This window comes from Brevibacillus brevis (assembly GCF_900637055.1).
Classification (GTDB): Bacteria; Bacillota; Bacilli; order Brevibacillales; family Brevibacillaceae; genus Brevibacillus; species Brevibacillus brevis.
Map to the genome: position 1 here is coordinate 2,145,277 of NZ_LR134338.1, position 15,807 is coordinate 2,161,083.

At 48.2% G+C, this 15,807-nt stretch carries 18 protein-coding genes; 13 read left to right on the forward strand and 5 right to left on the reverse strand.

Annotation, left to right across the window (positions count from 1 at the left end; translation table 11 throughout):
• Positions 1 to 42: 42 nt before the first annotated feature.
• A complete protein-coding gene (locus EL268_RS10770) occupies positions 43 to 543 on the reverse strand; it encodes a hypothetical protein (RefSeq protein WP_106653205.1) in 501 nt (166 codons plus the stop codon).
• 63 nt (positions 544 to 606) lie between these two features.
• Here EL268_RS10770 and EL268_RS10775 point away from each other — a divergent pair, with 63 nt between their 5' ends.
• A complete protein-coding gene (locus EL268_RS10775) occupies positions 607 to 1,254 on the forward strand; it encodes an MBL fold metallo-hydrolase (protein ID WP_106653206.1) in 648 nt (215 codons plus the stop codon).
• 93 nt (positions 1,255 to 1,347) lie between these two features.
• Entirely contained in the window at positions 1,348 to 2,604 is a 1,257-nt protein-coding gene (locus EL268_RS10780; RefSeq protein ID WP_106653207.1) for a CapA family protein, read from the forward strand.
• Between the two features lie 13 nt (positions 2,605 to 2,617).
• Here EL268_RS10780 and EL268_RS10785 read toward each other — a convergent pair whose 3' ends face one another.
• Positions 2,618 to 3,691: a coiled-coil domain-containing protein gene (locus tag EL268_RS10785; RefSeq protein WP_106653208.1), complete on the reverse strand. Its 1,074-nt coding sequence runs from the start codon at positions 3,689 to 3,691 to the stop codon at positions 2,618 to 2,620.
• A gap of 93 nt (positions 3,692 to 3,784) precedes the next feature.
• Here EL268_RS10785 and EL268_RS10790 point away from each other — a divergent pair, with 93 nt between their 5' ends.
• Positions 3,785 to 4,882 carry a class I SAM-dependent methyltransferase gene (locus EL268_RS10790; protein WP_106653209.1) on the forward strand — a complete coding sequence of 366 codons (1,098 nt, stop codon included), beginning with the start codon at positions 3,785 to 3,787 and terminating at the stop codon, positions 4,880 to 4,882.
• A gap of 49 nt (positions 4,883 to 4,931) precedes the next feature.
• On the opposite strand, the gene EL268_RS10795 is transcribed toward EL268_RS10790, so the two are convergent.
• A complete protein-coding gene (locus tag EL268_RS10795) occupies positions 4,932 to 5,198 on the reverse strand; it encodes a DUF2626 domain-containing protein (protein WP_017249582.1) in 267 nt (88 codons plus the stop codon).
• 137 nt (positions 5,199 to 5,335) lie between these two features.
• Complete coding sequence (locus EL268_RS10800; RefSeq protein WP_106653210.1) at positions 5,336 to 6,034, reverse strand: helix-turn-helix transcriptional regulator; 699 nt, start codon at positions 6,032 to 6,034, stop codon at positions 5,336 to 5,338.
• A gap of 462 nt (positions 6,035 to 6,496) precedes the next feature.
• Here EL268_RS10800 and EL268_RS10810 point away from each other — a divergent pair, with 462 nt between their 5' ends.
• From EL268_RS10810 to EL268_RS10820, 3 genes are all read left to right on the forward strand, one after another.
• Positions 6,497 to 6,874, forward strand: coding sequence for a Spx/MgsR family RNA polymerase-binding regulatory protein (locus EL268_RS10810; protein ID WP_016740704.1), 378 nt, complete (start codon positions 6,497 to 6,499; stop codon positions 6,872 to 6,874).
• 85 nt (positions 6,875 to 6,959) lie between these two features.
• Entirely contained in the window at positions 6,960 to 7,727 is a 768-nt protein-coding gene (locus EL268_RS10815) for an enoyl-CoA hydratase/isomerase family protein (RefSeq protein ID WP_106653211.1), read from the forward strand.
• A gap of 134 nt (positions 7,728 to 7,861) precedes the next feature.
• Positions 7,862 to 8,503: an RsfA family transcriptional regulator gene (locus EL268_RS10820; RefSeq protein WP_047068386.1), complete on the forward strand. Its 642-nt coding sequence runs from the start codon at positions 7,862 to 7,864 to the stop codon at positions 8,501 to 8,503.
• 89 nt (positions 8,504 to 8,592) lie between these two features.
• On the opposite strand, the gene EL268_RS10825 is transcribed toward EL268_RS10820, so the two are convergent.
• On the reverse strand, positions 8,593 to 9,060 hold the full coding sequence (locus tag EL268_RS10825; RefSeq protein WP_048033769.1) for an N-acetyltransferase: 468 nt from the start codon (positions 9,058 to 9,060) through the stop codon (positions 8,593 to 8,595).
• Between the two features lie 276 nt (positions 9,061 to 9,336).
• Between EL268_RS10825 and EL268_RS10830 the strand changes: the two genes are divergently transcribed.
• The 7 genes from EL268_RS10830 (at position 9,337) to EL268_RS10860 (ending at position 15,793) form a co-directional block, all read left to right on the forward strand.
• Entirely contained in the window at positions 9,337 to 10,692 is a 1,356-nt protein-coding gene (locus EL268_RS10830; protein ID WP_106653212.1) for an acetyl-CoA carboxylase biotin carboxylase subunit, read from the forward strand.
• Positions 10,693 to 10,728: 36 nt separating this feature from the next.
• Positions 10,729 to 10,941, forward strand: coding sequence for a biotin/lipoyl-containing protein (locus EL268_RS10835; RefSeq protein ID WP_015892116.1), 213 nt, complete (start codon positions 10,729 to 10,731; stop codon positions 10,939 to 10,941).
• Between the two features lie 52 nt (positions 10,942 to 10,993).
• Positions 10,994 to 11,893, forward strand: a complete 900-nt coding sequence (locus tag EL268_RS10840) for a hydroxymethylglutaryl-CoA lyase (RefSeq protein ID WP_106653213.1) — start codon at positions 10,994 to 10,996, stop codon at positions 11,891 to 11,893.
• 38 nt (positions 11,894 to 11,931) lie between these two features.
• On the forward strand, positions 11,932 to 12,705 hold the full coding sequence (locus EL268_RS10845) for an enoyl-CoA hydratase-related protein (protein WP_106653214.1): 774 nt from the start codon (positions 11,932 to 11,934) through the stop codon (positions 12,703 to 12,705).
• 17 nt (positions 12,706 to 12,722) lie between these two features.
• Entirely contained in the window at positions 12,723 to 14,261 is a 1,539-nt protein-coding gene (locus tag EL268_RS10850; RefSeq protein WP_106653215.1) for an acyl-CoA carboxylase subunit beta, read from the forward strand.
• Positions 14,262 to 14,432: 171 nt separating this feature from the next.
• Positions 14,433 to 15,398 (forward strand): ketopantoate reductase family protein, encoded by a 966-nt coding sequence (locus tag EL268_RS10855; protein WP_106653216.1) that lies wholly within the window; start codon positions 14,433 to 14,435, stop codon positions 15,396 to 15,398.
• A complete protein-coding gene (locus EL268_RS10860; protein ID WP_106653217.1) occupies positions 15,395 to 15,793 on the forward strand; it encodes a DUF3397 domain-containing protein in 399 nt (132 codons plus the stop codon). The genes EL268_RS10855 and EL268_RS10860 overlap by 4 nt, the downstream gene beginning before the upstream one ends.
• Positions 15,794 to 15,807 lie beyond the last annotated feature (14 nt).

A 15,807-nucleotide genomic window follows, 5' to 3' on the forward strand; every position in this document is an offset into this window, starting at 1 on the left:
GCTCGCTTAACCGAAGCTCCCTTTTTTTTGCATTTGAAGGATTCATTTAGTCGGATGGTGCCAAACAAGCTTCACTTGATAAGCCTTCGCGATTCCCTCTGCCAGTGGAATCAAGCTCTGATCGATCAGGTAGGCTTCGGGTTGCTGGTCGGTTTCAGGTATGACACCCAAGACATGCTCGCGGATTTGCTCCATGGCAGCCCACTGATCTTCTGATTGGGATAAAGCCCCGAGCGTTACGATGGCAACTTGATCTGCATATACATACAAATGTTCATTTTGGGAGACAAAACCGATATCATCGAGTTGATCGATTGTGGTTGCTGGCGGGAGCAGCAATAGGGAAAAGGCATCGCCTAACATGTTGGACTTCTCCAAAATGGTTTCCAGCTTCTCCTGTTCGGCTTGATTCTCTACAATAAAAAGCAGTTTGTCCCGATCAAAGACATTGACATGATCTCCGATTTTATGTATGACTTGAGCATAGAAGCCAGGGAGCTTCCCGGCTGGTACATTCAGTTCAATTCCGTACATATGGCGCATGTCATACCCCCATGTTTGCAAACGTGTTTTTTCTATCGTATCAAAAAATCAAGGAGGTTTCCTATGACGAATCAAAATCTTGCCATTGAATCCTATGCGTTGGGAGCATTTCAAACCAATGCGTATGTGGTGACAAACACCGATACCAATCAAACTATTGTGATTGACCCGGGCATGGAGCCAGATCAGTTGCTCCGCGCCCTCGCGAATAAAAACGTCGTTGCCATTCTTTTGACGCATGCTCACTTGGATCATATTGGTGGTCTCAACCAAGTAAGAGAATTGACAAAAGCACCAGTTTACATTCATCCATTGGAGCAGGAATGGCTCACCAATCCTGATCTCAACGGATCTCGACGTTGGGATCTGCCTGAACTCATCGTATGTGAGCGGGCCGAGCACGAGTTGGAGGATGGTCAGACTCTAGAACTGGCAGGTTTTCACATTCAGGTGTTGCACACGCCAGGTCATTCACCGGGCAGTTGTTCATTCGTCATTGGCCAGCACTGCTTCGGTGGCGACGTTCTGTTTAACCAGAGCATCGGGCGTACGGATCTCTTCGGAGGAGATTACGAAACACTGATGATCAGCATCCAGGACAAACTGTTTGAGCTCGATGATGAAACCATTGTTTATCCAGGACATGGACCGAAGACGACAATCGACTACGAGAAAACGTACAATCCGTTTGTCACAGGCATGCTTCGTTAATTGCTTCATCATTCTTTATAAAGGTTGGGAGAGGATTTTGTCAGGCGGTGGAGAAAAGGAAGGGGTTACCATTTACTAAAGGAGCTATTCATTATGAAGCGAACATGGAAATGGGCACTCATTCTCGTTATCGCCTGCACGAGTCTGGTTGGGTGTGCGGCACCCATCGCCCAAGCAGATAAGACGAACCAAGCTCCCAACGTGAAAGCGCCTGATCCCGAAACACCACTGCAGACAGCGCCCAATCATCAGGAGACACAACCTCCGACATTGCCATCAAGATTTCCAGAACAGCGTATCTCCCTTCTTGCCGTCGGGGATATCATGATGCATCAGGAGCAGTTGGATGCCGTCTGGGACCCAGCGACGAAAAGCTATGATTTTAAGCGTTTCTTCCCGAATGTCATTCCGATGTTCCGCGAGGCAGACTGGGTCATCGGCAATCTTGAGACAACGATGAGCGGTAGCAAGGCAAAATACTCAGGTTATCCGATGTTTAATTCTCCTGAGTCACTTGCACATACGTTGAAGGAAATTGGATTTACTGCGGTATCGACAGCGAATAACCATTCGATGGACCGCAAAGAACAAGGGGTCCTGCAAACCATCAAATATCTCGATGAAGCTGGTCTTCCGCACACGGGAACGTTTGCAAGTCCCGAAGAACGAGATGAGCCCTTGTTGTTGACCAAGGACGGATTCACACTAGCCTTGCTATCGTATACGTACGGAACGAATGGAATCGCGATTCCAGAAGGCAAGCCGTATCTAGTCAATTTGATTTCGCCTGCGCTGATGAAAAAAGACATCACACGGGCAAGAGAAAAAGGAGCCGATCTGGTTGCAGTGGCTCTTCATTTCGGAAATGAGTATCAACGCATGCCCAGTCCTGAACAAATCAAGACCGCCGAGCAAGCTCTAACATTTGGAGCGGATTTGATATTGGGCGCGCATCCACATGTGGTACAACCTTACGAATGGAAGACGGTTACCCTCGAAGATGGACGTCAACACAAAGGACTGATTGCCTACTCTTTAGGCAATTTCATCTCTGCGCAGCGATGGGACTACAAGGATGTTGGTGCAATCCTGAAGCTTGTGCTGTACAAGAATGAGTCAGGAGAGGCCAGCATCGAAAGTGCTGAAATGATTCCGACCTACGTTCATTTTTATCGGAAAAATAACAAGCGGAACTATGTCATTTACCCGGTGTCAGAAACATTGGAAAAGCTGAAGCAGGGGCAAAAATACCCTACGCTGACAAAAGAGGCGATCCAGTACATGACACAATTGCAGAAGGAAATGCCGGCTCATGTTAATAAGGTTGTCTCTAAGAAAAAAGCCAGCTAACGAATAGCTGGCTTTACTTCTTTCCGAATCCAAATGGAAGATTGAATTGCAGCTGGAGCTTTAATTCTTCGTCCATCAGCGTGATGCCCTGCACTTGGATATTTGGGGAGATCAGCTCTGGATAAAATCCGAGATCGTACGCTTCCTCCATTTCCTCCACGGTCGATTGAGGCAAGGCAAAGCCGTCAAAGTACAGCTCGGTAATGTGGAATTTGAGATGGGTAGGAGAGACGAGCTCATAGTTGCCAACGAGCTTTAGCTCCATCTGATCATACGTGCCTTCCACGGTCAGCTTGTTATCCTCAAAGGAGAAATGGGATTGTTTAAACAAGGCGTCTTTCTCTATCAAAAAATTATTGAAGTCAGTCTGATTGATGGTTAGCGTATGCTTGAGGAGACCTTCCGACTGAATTCGCTCCGGAGTCGCCAACTCGGGAACTTGAACCATGACCTGCGCGAGCATTCCGAAGAAGGTCTGAAAAGCGGGCAAACCACGTTTTTCCCAGTCTAAAATCAAGTGATTCATCATGGATTCCACAACTGTCGGGTCATCCAGTTTTTGTACGTTTTTTTCTTTTTCAGCGGCAACGGCGAGCATCTCTGACAATTGAAGCTCGTATTTTTTTCGCAGCGTCTGAAGTTGGTCCAATTGATTCTTTTTGTCAGTTTGCATCGCGGTGAGCTTGGTGCGCTCAGTATGATAGGACTCTAGTCGAGACATGTCACGCTCGTACAAAATCTCGTAGAAGTCGTACATCAATAAGAACTGATTGAAATTTTCCGCATTTAATAGTAACGTCAGAAGATTAGTACGCTCGCCCATGTAATAGGCTCGCGCTACCTCACCGGCACGACGTTGTGTCGCTTCCATCACCAGCTTTTGCCGTTGCAAGTCGAGATCCATTTGAGCGATTTCCCCGTATGTCCGTGACTCTTCTTCCTTGAGTAAGGTGAGGGTTCGCTCCAGCTCTTTTTGTGTAAAATGCTGCTGCAGGATGAGCTGCTCCAAAGGAGTAGCGGGCTCTTCCTGGGCGAACACCGTCAGTGGACATACAAGCAGGAACAAGACGAGAAGAAATTTGCGCATGATTTCACCTTTTGCTTTTGCCTTTCCATATTGTATGCTTCTTTTCGTATTATAGCCTTATCTAGTTGAATTTGGATAGCAGGAGAAGAGCTTATGACGATGATCGAACTGATTCGCGAGGAAATAGCATGCCAACCAGGAAAAGCGATTACGTTCGCGCGCTTTATGGAGTTGGCCCTCTACCATGACACTTATGGATATTATATGGTCGAACAACCCAAAGTAGGCAAAGCGGGAGATTTTTATACGAGTGCATCGGTGCATCCCGTCTTTGCGGAAACAATCGCAGATGCTGTCTTGGCATTATGGGAGGAGGCGGATATGACTTCGCCTGTTCTCGTTGAGATTGGTGGTGGAACCGGGACTGTTTGCCGTCACATGCTGGAGCGCATCCGTGAGAGTAAGCCAGAGGTATACAAAGAGCTGACGGTCATTTTAATAGAGGCGAGTCCGTATCACCGGAAAATGCAGCAGGAGGCGCTTCAGTGGCACGAGGGTCCGAAACGTTGGTATTCTTCCGTGAGTGAAGCTGCCAAGCATGAAAAAATAGAAGGGGTAATTTTCTCGAATGAATGGCTGGACGCATTTCCGGTACATATTGTGGAGAAAACCAGAGACGGCTGGCAAGAAGTGTGGGTGCGTGTTGGCGAGGACGGGTTGGAAGAGTGTTTGGGGGAGTTGACCCCAGCACTAGGGGAATATTTGCGCGGGCTGAACTTGAAGCTGCCAATCGGAATGCGGATCGAGATAAATTTGGCGATGGAGCAAGCTGCACAAGAAGTTTCCTGCCTATTGAAAAAAGGATTCGTCATCACGATTGATTACGGTGACCTGCAAGAGGAGCTCTATCATCCCAGTCGAAAAAACGGAACACTGATGTGCTACCATCGTCATCAGGCTCATACGAATCCGTATATCAACATAGGCGAACAAGACTTGACGACACATGTGAATTTTTCTGCGTGGCAAGAGTATGGAGAAAAGGCTGGCTTACGGGAAATAGACTATATGAGACAGGATCGGTTTTTAATGCGAAATGGCTTGCTTCATAAAGCGGTCGCACATATGGATACAGACCCTTTCACGAGCGTTGCGATGAAACGGAATCGGGCTATTCAGCAGTTGATTGATCCTGCTGGCTTGGGTGGGCGTTTTTGGGTCATGGTCCAAGAGAAAGGCACGTGGGAGTAAAAGAAGAAGAGGACACAAAAAAAGATGCTCATGGCGAGCATCTTTTTTCTTACATGATCAGTTGTAGGAAAGCGTGTTCTTGTGGGCCAACAGGCATCACGAAGAACGTGTAATACGTGAATCCAACAAAAGACAGGAACATGAAGCCGAAGAAAATGTTTAGGTATACTCGTTCAGTCAGGTTCATGTAGCTCAACGCTACGAAGAAAGCAGTCAAACTGAAGAAGATGAGCGCCATCGGGTACAATTCTGCCCAAAACGCCATCAACGCGATCACGATGGTCCAGAAACCAAGAACGCGATACATACGATCCATTTTTGTCCCCCCTTTTTGCCTCGACCGGTAAGATTTACAAGATTCCTCCCCCATTATATAGGACAGGTGAACACGTGTAAACGATAAAGGTATGACGGATTATTGTCACCCGGGGAGGAGAGACTGGACTTGCAGTGCTAATACTGAATCACCGTATAGTTGCAGGATTGGCAACCGCGAATTTTGGAATCATCCTCACGTAATTCAATGTTCCCCAAGTACGTTTCGAATATTCCCATCAAAAGAGCGTTGTGCATCTGGCATACGGCATTCGGATATTTTTTTGCGCTGTCAGAGAAGGTGCAATTATTCACGCGAAATCGCAGCTTTCCTTCAGCCATTGCTTCGATGTCTGGTTTCAATCCCTGAGCCACGACAATCCGATGGATCAGGTCCAATTTTTCTTCCATAGAGGCTGTTTCTAAATTGAGTCCACTTTGGACAACCGCCCGTTTTGCCATCTCTGTTCCAATGCGATGTCCCATTTTAATTAGAGCGGCTTCGCCAGCTTCACCGAGCGAGAGCAGACTTTCAATCGCGATATCGGCCAACAGCTGATAGTCACGAGGTGGGAATTGCAGACTCACAACCTGTTCAGACAGTGAGTACAACCGACTGGGACGTCCTCCCTTACCACTTTTGTCTGTAACAGCAGTGAGTAAATTCACGTCCTCCAGCTTCGTCAAGTGCAAGCGTGCCACATTAGGGTGGATAGAGAAGTGATCAGCTATATCCTGAACCGTGATGGGATCTTTACTGTAGGCGACAAATTGGTAAATGGAAAAACGGGTGGGGTCAGCTAAAGCACTGGTTAACTTTTGCGCATCGTGGTCCATGCCGATACCCCTTTCTCAAAGCAATCTCCATAAGATCAAATTCAAAAAGTCGTCTTTTCAGCACCGAGAAAGTGGTGAGAACCTGAAAAAGGAGGAGCGGAGTGTAGGGGACCTACATGAGCACCGGACTTTGAAGGTGAACGCCTCTTTCGATGTTGCCCAAGCTTTCAGGACTTCTTCGTGATCAAAAACGAATTTTTGAACAATCTCCATAAGTGTATCCCATTTTGTGTTACTTGTTAAGGTAGCAGTGTGCTACAACAGCATTTCGTTCTCATTTTCATCTAGTTTTTAAATTAACTACTATTGACATAGTGTTAATGAAGCATTAAAATCCAAAGTAAGGAAGGAAATTTTATCGGCTAACTTTTTGTAAGAGCTTGAACGAAACATCAAGAACTGCAAATGGCAAGACTTTTATAGATGAAATCACTCGTGATAGACGAGATGGAGGGGTATCCAATGGCCGTTGCTGAACGTACACAAACACAAAAATTAACGTTTTTCACTTATCCGAGCTGCACATCCTGTCGCAAAGCGAAGGCATGGCTGGCAGAAAACGGAGTGAATTACGAAGAGCGTCACTTGTTCAAAAATCCACCGACAGCAGAAGAACTGCTGGATATTATCAAAATGACTTCAAATGGCTTGGATGAAATCTTGTCGACGAGAAGTCAGCGTTTTAAAAACCTGGATGTCGATATTAATGATATGTCGGTAAAGGAACTGCTCGAAATGCTTAGTGAAGAGCCTCAGCTTTTGAAGCGTCCGATCCTGACTGACGGTGAAAACCTGATCGTCGGATTCAATTCTTCCGCCATGAAAAATCTGTTGTCCTAATGAAGAGGGGGAAAGCCTCCTCTTTTTTGTTTGTCCATCGAAAGGTAAAATAAAGCATCAAGCTGATAAAAAGGTGGGTGTTTTTATGGAGACCTTGCTTTTACAAAAACAGGACGGTATCGCCACGATCACATTAAATCGGCCACATGTACATAATGCCATCAGCGTGGAGCTAGTTGACGAACTGCATCAGGTCTTGCAAGAATGCCACGTTGATCCTGAGGTAAAGGTTTTGATTGTGACGGGGACGGGCAGAAGCTTTGTTTCCGGCGGTGATTTGAATCAGTTTATTGCAGCACGCGGCTTTGAACAGGCGCATCCTTTGCTCAGTAAAGTGACGGAGCTTTTGTCGGCCATCGATCAGTATTCCAAACCGGTGATTGCTATGATCAACGGTGCCGCAGTCGGAGGTGGCTGTGAGTTTGCGGGCGCGTGTCATTTTCGTTTTGCCAGTGAGCGAGCGACCTTCGGGTTTGTGCAAATCAGCATGCATATTACGACAGGCTGGGGTGGAGGAAGTCGGTTGTTGGACTTGCTGCCTGAGTCAAAAGCACTCGCTCTCCTTCTGACTGGTGACAGATTGCGTGCAGAGGAAGCTAAGTCCTACGGTTTTGTTGACGAGGTATATACAGAAGAGGAGCTGCATGAGGAAGTATATCGTTTCGCTCGAAAAATCGCTGCCCAGCCGCTAGCTGGCATTGAGGCGTACATGAAGATCTTGCAGTGGAAGCGTATGGGCCTTCCGCAAGAAGAACGAATCCGGCGCGAAGTGAGTCAATGTGCGCATCTATGGGGTAGTTCTGAACACGTCGCCGTAGTGGAAAGCTTCCTGACAAAGCGTCCAACGTCCTAATTGATGTGGTCCTTTTCGTTTAAACATTTATTTGCTTGGACATACTTTTTCTAGTAGAAAGCGATTCTACAAGAGTAGGGAAAAGCATAGGATGAATTACATCATCCTTTTTAAAGGTAACGGGAGGGACTCATATGGTAGCTTCCAGACAAGACGCATGGACCGAAGATGACGATCTAGTGTTGGCGGAAGTCACCTTGCGCCACATACGCGAAGGCGGCACACAGCTTGCTGCATTTGAAGAAGTGGGTCAAAGGTTGGGAAGGACAGCAGCTGCGTGCGGCTTCCGCTGGAACAGTTGCGTTCGCAAACGGTACGATGCGGCCATTTCGATTGCCAAAAGCCAAAGACAGCAGTTGAAAAAGCTCGGGAGGATTCAAGCACCGCCACCTGTGGTGGCTGAGGTCGAGGTCGTCACGTTGCATACAAAACGTTCTGAGACGCCAGTAGCAGAGGTGCAAAAGTACGCGGATGTAGAGGAGCAGCAGATTGAAGCAGTCATTCGCATGCTCGTCAATCAAAAAGAAATGACTCGTCGCTTACGACAATTGGAACAAGAGTTGGAAGGAAAAGAGTTGGAGTTAAAAGAATTGAAAGAAGCCCACGAACGCGCTAGAAAAGAGCTGGATCAGGTGCAGGGTGTCAATGATGACTACCGTGCGTTGGTACAGATCATGGAACGTGCACGCAAGCTTGCTTTTTTACAGGAAGAGGATTCCAACAAAGCGATCTTCAAAATGGATGAAAACGGAAATTTAGAGCGCGTGGAAAAATAAGCGCAAGGCCATGAAAAAAGAAGCGGTCATTGATCCGCTTCTTTTTGTTTACGCATTCATCTGTCATTCATGTTTTAGTAAATAGGGAGCTAGTCTTGCAGCTCTACGCTCTCTGGCAACCACACATATGGGTTTTCACCACGATCACGCATGAGGTTGTACTTCACAGGCGTGAAGCCCATTTTCAACCAAAAATCGTCTGCGCGACAGCGGGAGTTGGTTTTAATAGGAGCTCCAAAGCTTTTCGCGTGGTTGACCAAAGCAGTCCCGTAATCTTTGTGACGGTAGTCAGGCAGAACCTCGAGCTTCCACAGCTCATAATAGTCTTGGGCAGGTTGGAAGTAACGGTCGTATTTTCCGTCAATTTTGTAGAGGCTCATACGTGCTACCAGAAGATCGTTGTCATAAATACCGTAAAATGGAGATTCCGAATCGTTTTCCACGATGTTCGCCTCCAGGTCTTCCTTCATAGAAAGCTCCTCCAGGCCAAATTCGCGAAACTTCTGGAATTCCTCCAGTGTCTTATAGTTGATTTGCAAACGTCTTACTTCAAACATGGTTAGCCACTCCTCTCACAGCTCTTTGCCTTGGCCACCTTTTGGCCCCGCCCCTTTATTATACACGATGATTGGCTTTTCCGAAGTGTTTTTCTTTTTTTATTGGAGGGATTGTCAGGAAATGATTTCGCTTCCTTGGAAAAATTTAAAATTTCATCCTAGAACTATGATCATTCTCGTGGCAAAATAGAAAGTAGCATCACATGATACAAACCAGGCAAACAATTTGGAAGCGCTTACGGTTGTAGTCGGTTTGTCAAAGAGGGGAGCGTTGCCATGAACAAGGTATTAATCGCAAACCGTGGTGAGATTGCCAGACGAATTATCCGTACATGCAAGGCAAGAGGAGTGGCTACGGTTGCTGTCTATTCGGATGCAGACAAGGATCTGCCGTTTGTACGTGAAGCAGATGAGTCAGTCCATATTGGTCCACCGCCTGTGCCACACAGCTACCTGAACGTAGAGGCCATTCTCGCAGCAGCGAAAAGCACCGGTGCCGATGCCATTCATCCAGGCTACGGTCTTTTGTCAGAAAACGAAGCTTTTGCCCGTCGCGTTTTGGAGGAAGGCCTTCTATTCATTGGGCCTACCCCCGAGGTCATCGGTCAAATGGGTGACAAGCTGACTGCCCGCCATATTATGGAGGCTGCGGGAGTACCAGTCGTTCCAGGGTGCGAACAGGCTATCGATTCTCCAGATGAAGCAGCTGTCATCGCGATGTCCATCGGATATCCCGTGATGCTAAAGGCCAGTGCTGGCGGCGGAGGCATTGGGATGCACATTTGCCGAGACGAGGCCGAGCTGCGACAAGCCTACCAATCGGCGAAAGGCCGTGCAAAAGCGTATTTTGGTAACGATGCGATGTATATGGAGAAATACGTGGTACGTCCGCGCCACATCGAAGTGCAGGTCGTTGCCGATCAGCATGGAAACGTCATCCACTTACTCGAACGGGAATGCTCTATACAGCGCAGACATCAAAAGGTGCTGGAGGAAAGCCCTTCGCCCTTTTTGGACACAGCAACGAGAGAGCTTCTGTGCGATGCAGCGGTTACAGCAGCGAAAGCAGTGGGCTACTCGGGAGTAGGAACGGTTGAATTTATCGTAGATGAGCAGAAAAATTTTTACTTCTTGGAAATGAATACACGTTTGCAAGTGGAGCATCCTGTAACGGAAGAAATGACGGGCATTGACCTCGTGTCGCTCCAACTGGACATTGCCGATGGTCATCCGCTGTCGATCAAGCAAGAGGACGTCAAGGCTCTGCGCCACGCGATTGAGCTGCGTGTCTATGCGGAAGACCCTGTCACCTTCCTGCCATCGCCAGGGACGATTACGTTGTACCAGCCACCTGCATTCGAACATGTACGAATTGATGATGGGGTAGAGACAGGTACACAGGTGACTCCTTTTTACGACCCGATGATTGCAAAGGTCATTGTATCCGGGGCGACTAGAGAAGAGGCTGTGCAACAGGCACAGAAAGCTATGGATCATTTTCTGATTACTGGCATTAAAACGAACATTCCGTTTTTGCAAGGAGTATTACAGGACGATCAATTCCGAGAAGGCAACTATACGACATGGTTTGTTACTGAGCGCGGAGCTGCGTCAAACACGGAAAAACGCTAAGTTAATAAGAATGATATGTAAAGGAGAGGACCATCCATGAAACAAGTAGCAGCCAATATGGCAGGGACCGTTATTAATGTCCTGGTGCAGCCAGGTGACGAGATCAATGAGGGACAAGACGTCCTTGTACTGGAATCGATGAAAATGGAAGTTCCTGTACAGGCTCAAGCCTCAGGCAAGGTTGTGGAAGTAAAAGCGAACATTGGCGATTTTGTCAACGATGGTGATATCATTGTCGTTCTGGAATAGGATTAGAATACTTCTAAACTGAGCGACCGCTAGGCAAGGGGGGTGACTTGTTGTGCGTGTGCAAATCGTGGAGGTCGGTCCTCGTGACGGGCTGCAAAATGAGAGCGCGATCGTTCCGGCAGCAGCAAAAATTGAGCTGATTCATAAGCTGATGGCAGCAGGCTTGAAGCGGATAGAAGCCAGTTCGTTTGTGAATCCGAAATGGATACCGCAATTGGCCGATGCAGATGAGGTCTTGCAGGGAATCAATCGCAGCCAAGACGTAACGCTTAGCGCATTGGTTCCAAATATTCGCGGTCTGGAGCGGGCACGCCAATGCGGACTGACAGAGATTGCCCTGTTCATGTCTGCCTCTGAAACGCATAATCAAAAAAACATTAATAAACGGATAGAAGACACGTATCCGATCCTGCGGGAGGTTGCCCAGGAAGCGCTGGCTCTCGGGATGAAAGTTCGCGGATATATCTCAACAGTGTTCGGTTGTCCGTACGAGGGAAACGTTCCGCTGGACAATAGCCGCAGGGTGACAGAGGCTCTGTTGGAAATGGGAGTGTACGAGATTTCTCTCGGGGATACGATAGGGGTTGCAACTCCGAAGCAGGTTCATGAGGTTTTTAGAGAACTTGTGAAAGATGTTACGAACGAGCGCTTAGCCGCCCATTTCCATGATACGAGAGGAACTGGATTGGCGAACGTAGCAGCAGCGCTAGATGAAGGAATCCGAATCTTTGACAGCTCAATTGGCGGCCTCGGCGGATGCCCGTATGCGCCAGGAGCTGCAGGCAACATTTCGACTGAAGATTTGGTCTACATGTTGCATGGTATGGACTATGAAACAGGCGTCGATCTCGAGAAGTTGATTGAGGCTGGTGCGTATATTGGGCAGCAGTTGGGCAAAGAGCTCCCCTCCAAAGTGCTGCAGGCATCGCTCGCAAGCAAACCAGCTGGATGATCTGTTTTTTCCACACATTCGCAAAGAGGGGATAGAAGATGACGGTTTCCTTTCAAAGAGAGGGCGCAATCGGCGTACTAACGCTGCAACGGCCAGAAGTTTTTAACTGCCTCAATCTTGAAACGCTCGTGACATTGCGCGGCTTGATCAGTGAACTCAGCCATGATCGTGACATCCGGACGGTCATCGTTACAGGGGCTGGCGACAAGGCGTTTTGCTCTGGTGCAGATTTAAGAGAGCGGCGCTCCATGTCACCACAACAGGTCGAAGTATACATCCAAACGATTCGAGATACGTTCACAGAGCTGGAAAAGCTACCGAAACCAGTCATCGCGGCGATTAACGGGCTGGCACTGGGGGGCGGTACAGAATTGGCGTTGGCGTGCGATCTGCGGATCATGAGTGAACATGCCCAGATGGGTTTAACGGAGACATCGCTCGGGATCATCCCTGGTGCCGGCGGAACACAGCGTTTGCCTCGGCTGGTTGGAAAAGGCGTCGCCAAGGAACTGATTTTTACGGCAAGGCGTGTATTTCCCGAGGAGGCACTGTCCATTGGGTTGATCAATCGGATTGTTCCTGCTGATCAACTCATGGAGACAGCGATTTCTTTGGCCGAGCAAATTTCAGCGAATGCTCCACTTGCCCTAGCCCAAGCCAAGTTTGCCATCGATTGTGGAGGGGAAGTCGAACTAGCTAGCGGACTTCAGATTGAGAGCAACGCGTACAAGCTGCTCGTCCCGACGAAAGACCGCCTAGAAGGACTCGCAGCCTTTCAAGAAAAACGAAAACCGATATACCGCGGAGAGTGACGAGGGGGATTACGCTGATGACCAAACATTTGGAAGACACATTGCACGAAAGAATCGCCCAAGTAGTGCAAGGGGGCGATGCCAAGTATCATGACAAGCTCAAGGAGCAAAACAAGCTGTTCGTCCGCGATCGCCTCAAGCTATTGTTCGATGACGAGTTCATGGTCGAGGATGGGCTGTTCGCGAATGTCATGGCAGGTGATCTGCCGGCGGATGGAGTTGTGACCGCAATCGGCAAGGTAAATGGTCAAACTGTTTGCGTAATGGCCAATGATTCGACAGTGAAAGCAGGGTCTTGGGGATCGCGGACCGTCGAAAAAATTATTCGCATTCAAGAGACAGCTGAAAAAATGCGTGTTCCTCTTCTCTATCTCGTCGATTCAGCAGGAGCGCGTATCACTGACCAATTGGAGATGTTCCCAGGCCGACGGGGTGCTGGGCGAATCTTTTACAACCAAGTGAAGCTCTCTGGCAAAATTCCACAAGTGTGCATTTTGTTTGGACCTTCTGCGGCTGGTGGCGCCTATATCCCAGCTTTTTGTGACATTGTCATCATGGTCGACAAAAACGCGAGCATGTACTTGGGCTCTCCGCGCATGGCGGAAATGGTGATTGGAGAAAAAGTGAGCTTGGAAGAGTTGGGCGGCGCACGCATGCATTGCTCCGTCAGCGGATGCGGCGACGTACTGGCTGCCAATGAAGAAGAAGCGATTCAAGCAGCGCGCAGCTATCTTCGTTTCTTCCCGGCGAACTATACGTTGACGCCACCGACTGCACTGGCAAAAGCCCCTGTGTCTACCGCGAAAGAAATCACCAGCATCGTGCCGGAGAATCAAAATGCAGCTTTCAATATGCATGATGTGATTACTGCATTGGTCGACGAGGATTCGTTCTTTGAAATCAAAAAGTTATTTGCCCAAGAGCTGATTACTGGATTGGCGCGTCTGGATGGCAAGCCTGTCGGAATCATTGCGAATCAGCCGCGTGTGAAGGGAGGAGTCCTGTTTGTCGATTCGGCTGACAAGGCAGCTCGGTTCATCACATTGTGCGATGCGTTTTCGATCCCACTTTTGTTCTTGGCAGATGTTCCTGGCTTTATGATCGGGACAGCCGTAGAGCGGGCAGGCATTATCAGACACGGGGCAAAAATGATCTCCGCCATGGCGGAAGCCACGGTACCAAAAATATCTGTCATTGTACGCAAAGCGTATGGTGCCGGCTTGTACGCAATGGCCAGCTCGGCATTTGAACCAGATGCTTGCCTCGCACTGCCCGGTGCCCAAATCGCCGTGATGGGACCAGAAGCAGCAGTCAATGCCGTCTACAGTAACAAAATACAGGCGATTGAGGACCCGGCAGAGCGTCAAGCGTTTATTCAAGAAAAACGCAGAGAATATCAGGAAGACATCGATTTATACTTACTGGCATCGAACTTGATTGTAGATGCTGTTGTGCCTCCAAGCGAGCTGAGACGAGAATTAATCCAGCGCTACGAGGTTTACAAGGAAAAGCGTCACGTTTTTTCGGACAGAAAGCATGCGGTTTATCCGGTATAAATCAGGAGTCAGGTTGTCGTCAAAAGGCGATAGCCTGATTTTTTTACAGAAAATGTGTAATAACCTAGGAATATTTCGATAATTTCGATCTTTTTTTGTGGCAATCAATTGAACAATCCCGAAAACTCTGTTATTCTTGAAAAATAAGCATTGATTAATGTGGGTGAACAAATGCTGCTAGAACCAATGACGTGTCGGGTGGTAGTCATAGGTGGAGGGTCTGTCGGGCTGCTGTATGCAGCAAGGCTCGCACTCGCTGGACAACCTGTTACGATTGTTACACGCAGTTCACTCCAGGCGAATCAGCTAAATGAACGCGGGCTCAGCTTTCAAAAGCTTAATGGCGAGACAGTCACTGTTCCGGTTGCCGCCAGCCCGATTGAAGAAGGATTGCCTGAAGGGAATCTGTATCTGTTAACTGTAAAGCAGCCAGATATGCACAGCGTGCTTCCAGCCTTACAAGGGTTAGAACTTGAGGCAAGAGTGATCGCTTTGCAAAATGGCATGGGTCATTACGAATTGCTTCGAACCGTTTTAACGGAGACACAGTGCTTCTTTGCGATTAATACGGAAGGAGCAAGGAGATTGTCGCCTACAGAAGTCGTGCATACCGGTACTGGTACTTTGCGGGTAGGCTCTTGGGAGACTTCTGATCGCAATGATCCACTGATTCACTCATTTGTCGAGTGGGCATTATCAACAGGCATGGAGGCTGTCTATGAAAAGGCAATACAGCCCTTCGCTTGGCGCAAGCTCATCGCAAATGCACTGATCAATCCGTTAACCGCGCTTTTTGAAATCCCAAATGGTGCTCTCCTCGAAAATTCACATACGCAACAGCTCATGCGTGCTTTATTTGTGGAAGCTGCCGCAGTGGCTGCGTATGCCGGACAAAAAATCGAGGATGCAGACTTGCAGGAAATTGTCTCCATTTGCCGAAATACTTCCCGTAATCTTTCCTCCATGCTGCAGGATATAAAGAAGCGCAGACCGACGGAAGTGCAGTCTATCAACGGCTATCTTGTCCAAGTAGGAAAAAAGGCCGGGATTCCGACTCCGCTGCACGAAACCTTGCTTCGCGTTATCCTTCTGAAGTCAGACATGGGAATACGGAAGGAGGGAGGCGACAGTAGATGACCATTTTGGCGAATGTCTGGGCCTATTTGTGGGGTACGCTGACGGTTGTGCCGTTTCTCGGGTTTCCGCTCGTTTATTTCATCTTGTATGGGGCGACGCGGAACAAGAAATTGGCAGGCCGCTTCGCGATAAATATCACGAATCTTTTGGTGATTCGTTCTGCCGTTTCTGCTTACGAACTGATCTGGCCCGAGGCATTTTCCGCTTGGTGGTGGGTATTCTGCTTTTACCTGGTGGCAACCGTGCTCCTTGGGTGGGTACAGATGAAGTGGAAGGGGCGGCTCTCCCTCAAAAGGGTAGGATTTTCGGCCTGGCGTTTGTCGTTTCTCTGGTTTGGAATCGTCTACATAGTGCTGTTTACGACCGGAATTATCAAAACGATGGGTGTCGTGTAAAGCACTGTTGATAC

Bases quoted from the DNA above. Each gene is read 5' to 3' on its own strand.
- EL268_RS10770 (WP_106653205.1), bottom strand. From the start codon at position 543: ATGCGCCATATGTACGGAATTGAACTGAATGTACCAGCCGGGAAGCTC.
- EL268_RS10775 (WP_106653206.1), top strand. From the start codon at position 607: ATGACGAATCAAAATCTTGCCATTGAATCCTATGCGTTGGGAGCATTT.
- EL268_RS10780 (WP_106653207.1), top strand. From the start codon at position 1,348: ATGAAGCGAACATGGAAATGGGCACTCATTCTCGTTATCGCCTGCACG.
- EL268_RS10785 (WP_106653208.1), bottom strand. From the start codon at position 3,691: ATGCGCAAATTTCTTCTCGTCTTGTTCCTGCTTGTATGTCCACTGACG.
- EL268_RS10790 (WP_106653209.1), top strand. From the start codon at position 3,785: ATGACGATGATCGAACTGATTCGCGAGGAAATAGCATGCCAACCAGGA.
- EL268_RS10795 (WP_017249582.1), bottom strand. From the start codon at position 5,198: ATGGATCGTATGTATCGCGTTCTTGGTTTCTGGACCATCGTGATCGCG.
- EL268_RS10800 (WP_106653210.1), bottom strand. From the start codon at position 6,034: ATGGACCACGATGCGCAAAAGTTAACCAGTGCTTTAGCTGACCCCACC.
- EL268_RS10810 (WP_016740704.1), top strand. From the start codon at position 6,497: ATGGCCGTTGCTGAACGTACACAAACACAAAAATTAACGTTTTTCACT.
- EL268_RS10815 (WP_106653211.1), top strand. From the start codon at position 6,960: ATGGAGACCTTGCTTTTACAAAAACAGGACGGTATCGCCACGATCACA.
- EL268_RS10820 (WP_047068386.1), top strand. From the start codon at position 7,862: ATGGTAGCTTCCAGACAAGACGCATGGACCGAAGATGACGATCTAGTG.
- EL268_RS10825 (WP_048033769.1), bottom strand. From the start codon at position 9,060: ATGTTTGAAGTAAGACGTTTGCAAATCAACTATAAGACACTGGAGGAA.
- EL268_RS10830 (WP_106653212.1), top strand. From the start codon at position 9,337: ATGAACAAGGTATTAATCGCAAACCGTGGTGAGATTGCCAGACGAATT.
- EL268_RS10835 (WP_015892116.1), top strand. From the start codon at position 10,729: ATGAAACAAGTAGCAGCCAATATGGCAGGGACCGTTATTAATGTCCTG.
- EL268_RS10845 (WP_106653214.1), top strand. From the start codon at position 11,932: ATGACGGTTTCCTTTCAAAGAGAGGGCGCAATCGGCGTACTAACGCTG.
- EL268_RS10850 (WP_106653215.1), top strand. From the start codon at position 12,723: ATGACCAAACATTTGGAAGACACATTGCACGAAAGAATCGCCCAAGTA.
- EL268_RS10855 (WP_106653216.1), top strand. From the start codon at position 14,433: ATGCTGCTAGAACCAATGACGTGTCGGGTGGTAGTCATAGGTGGAGGG.
- EL268_RS10860 (WP_106653217.1), top strand. From the start codon at position 15,395: ATGACCATTTTGGCGAATGTCTGGGCCTATTTGTGGGGTACGCTGACG.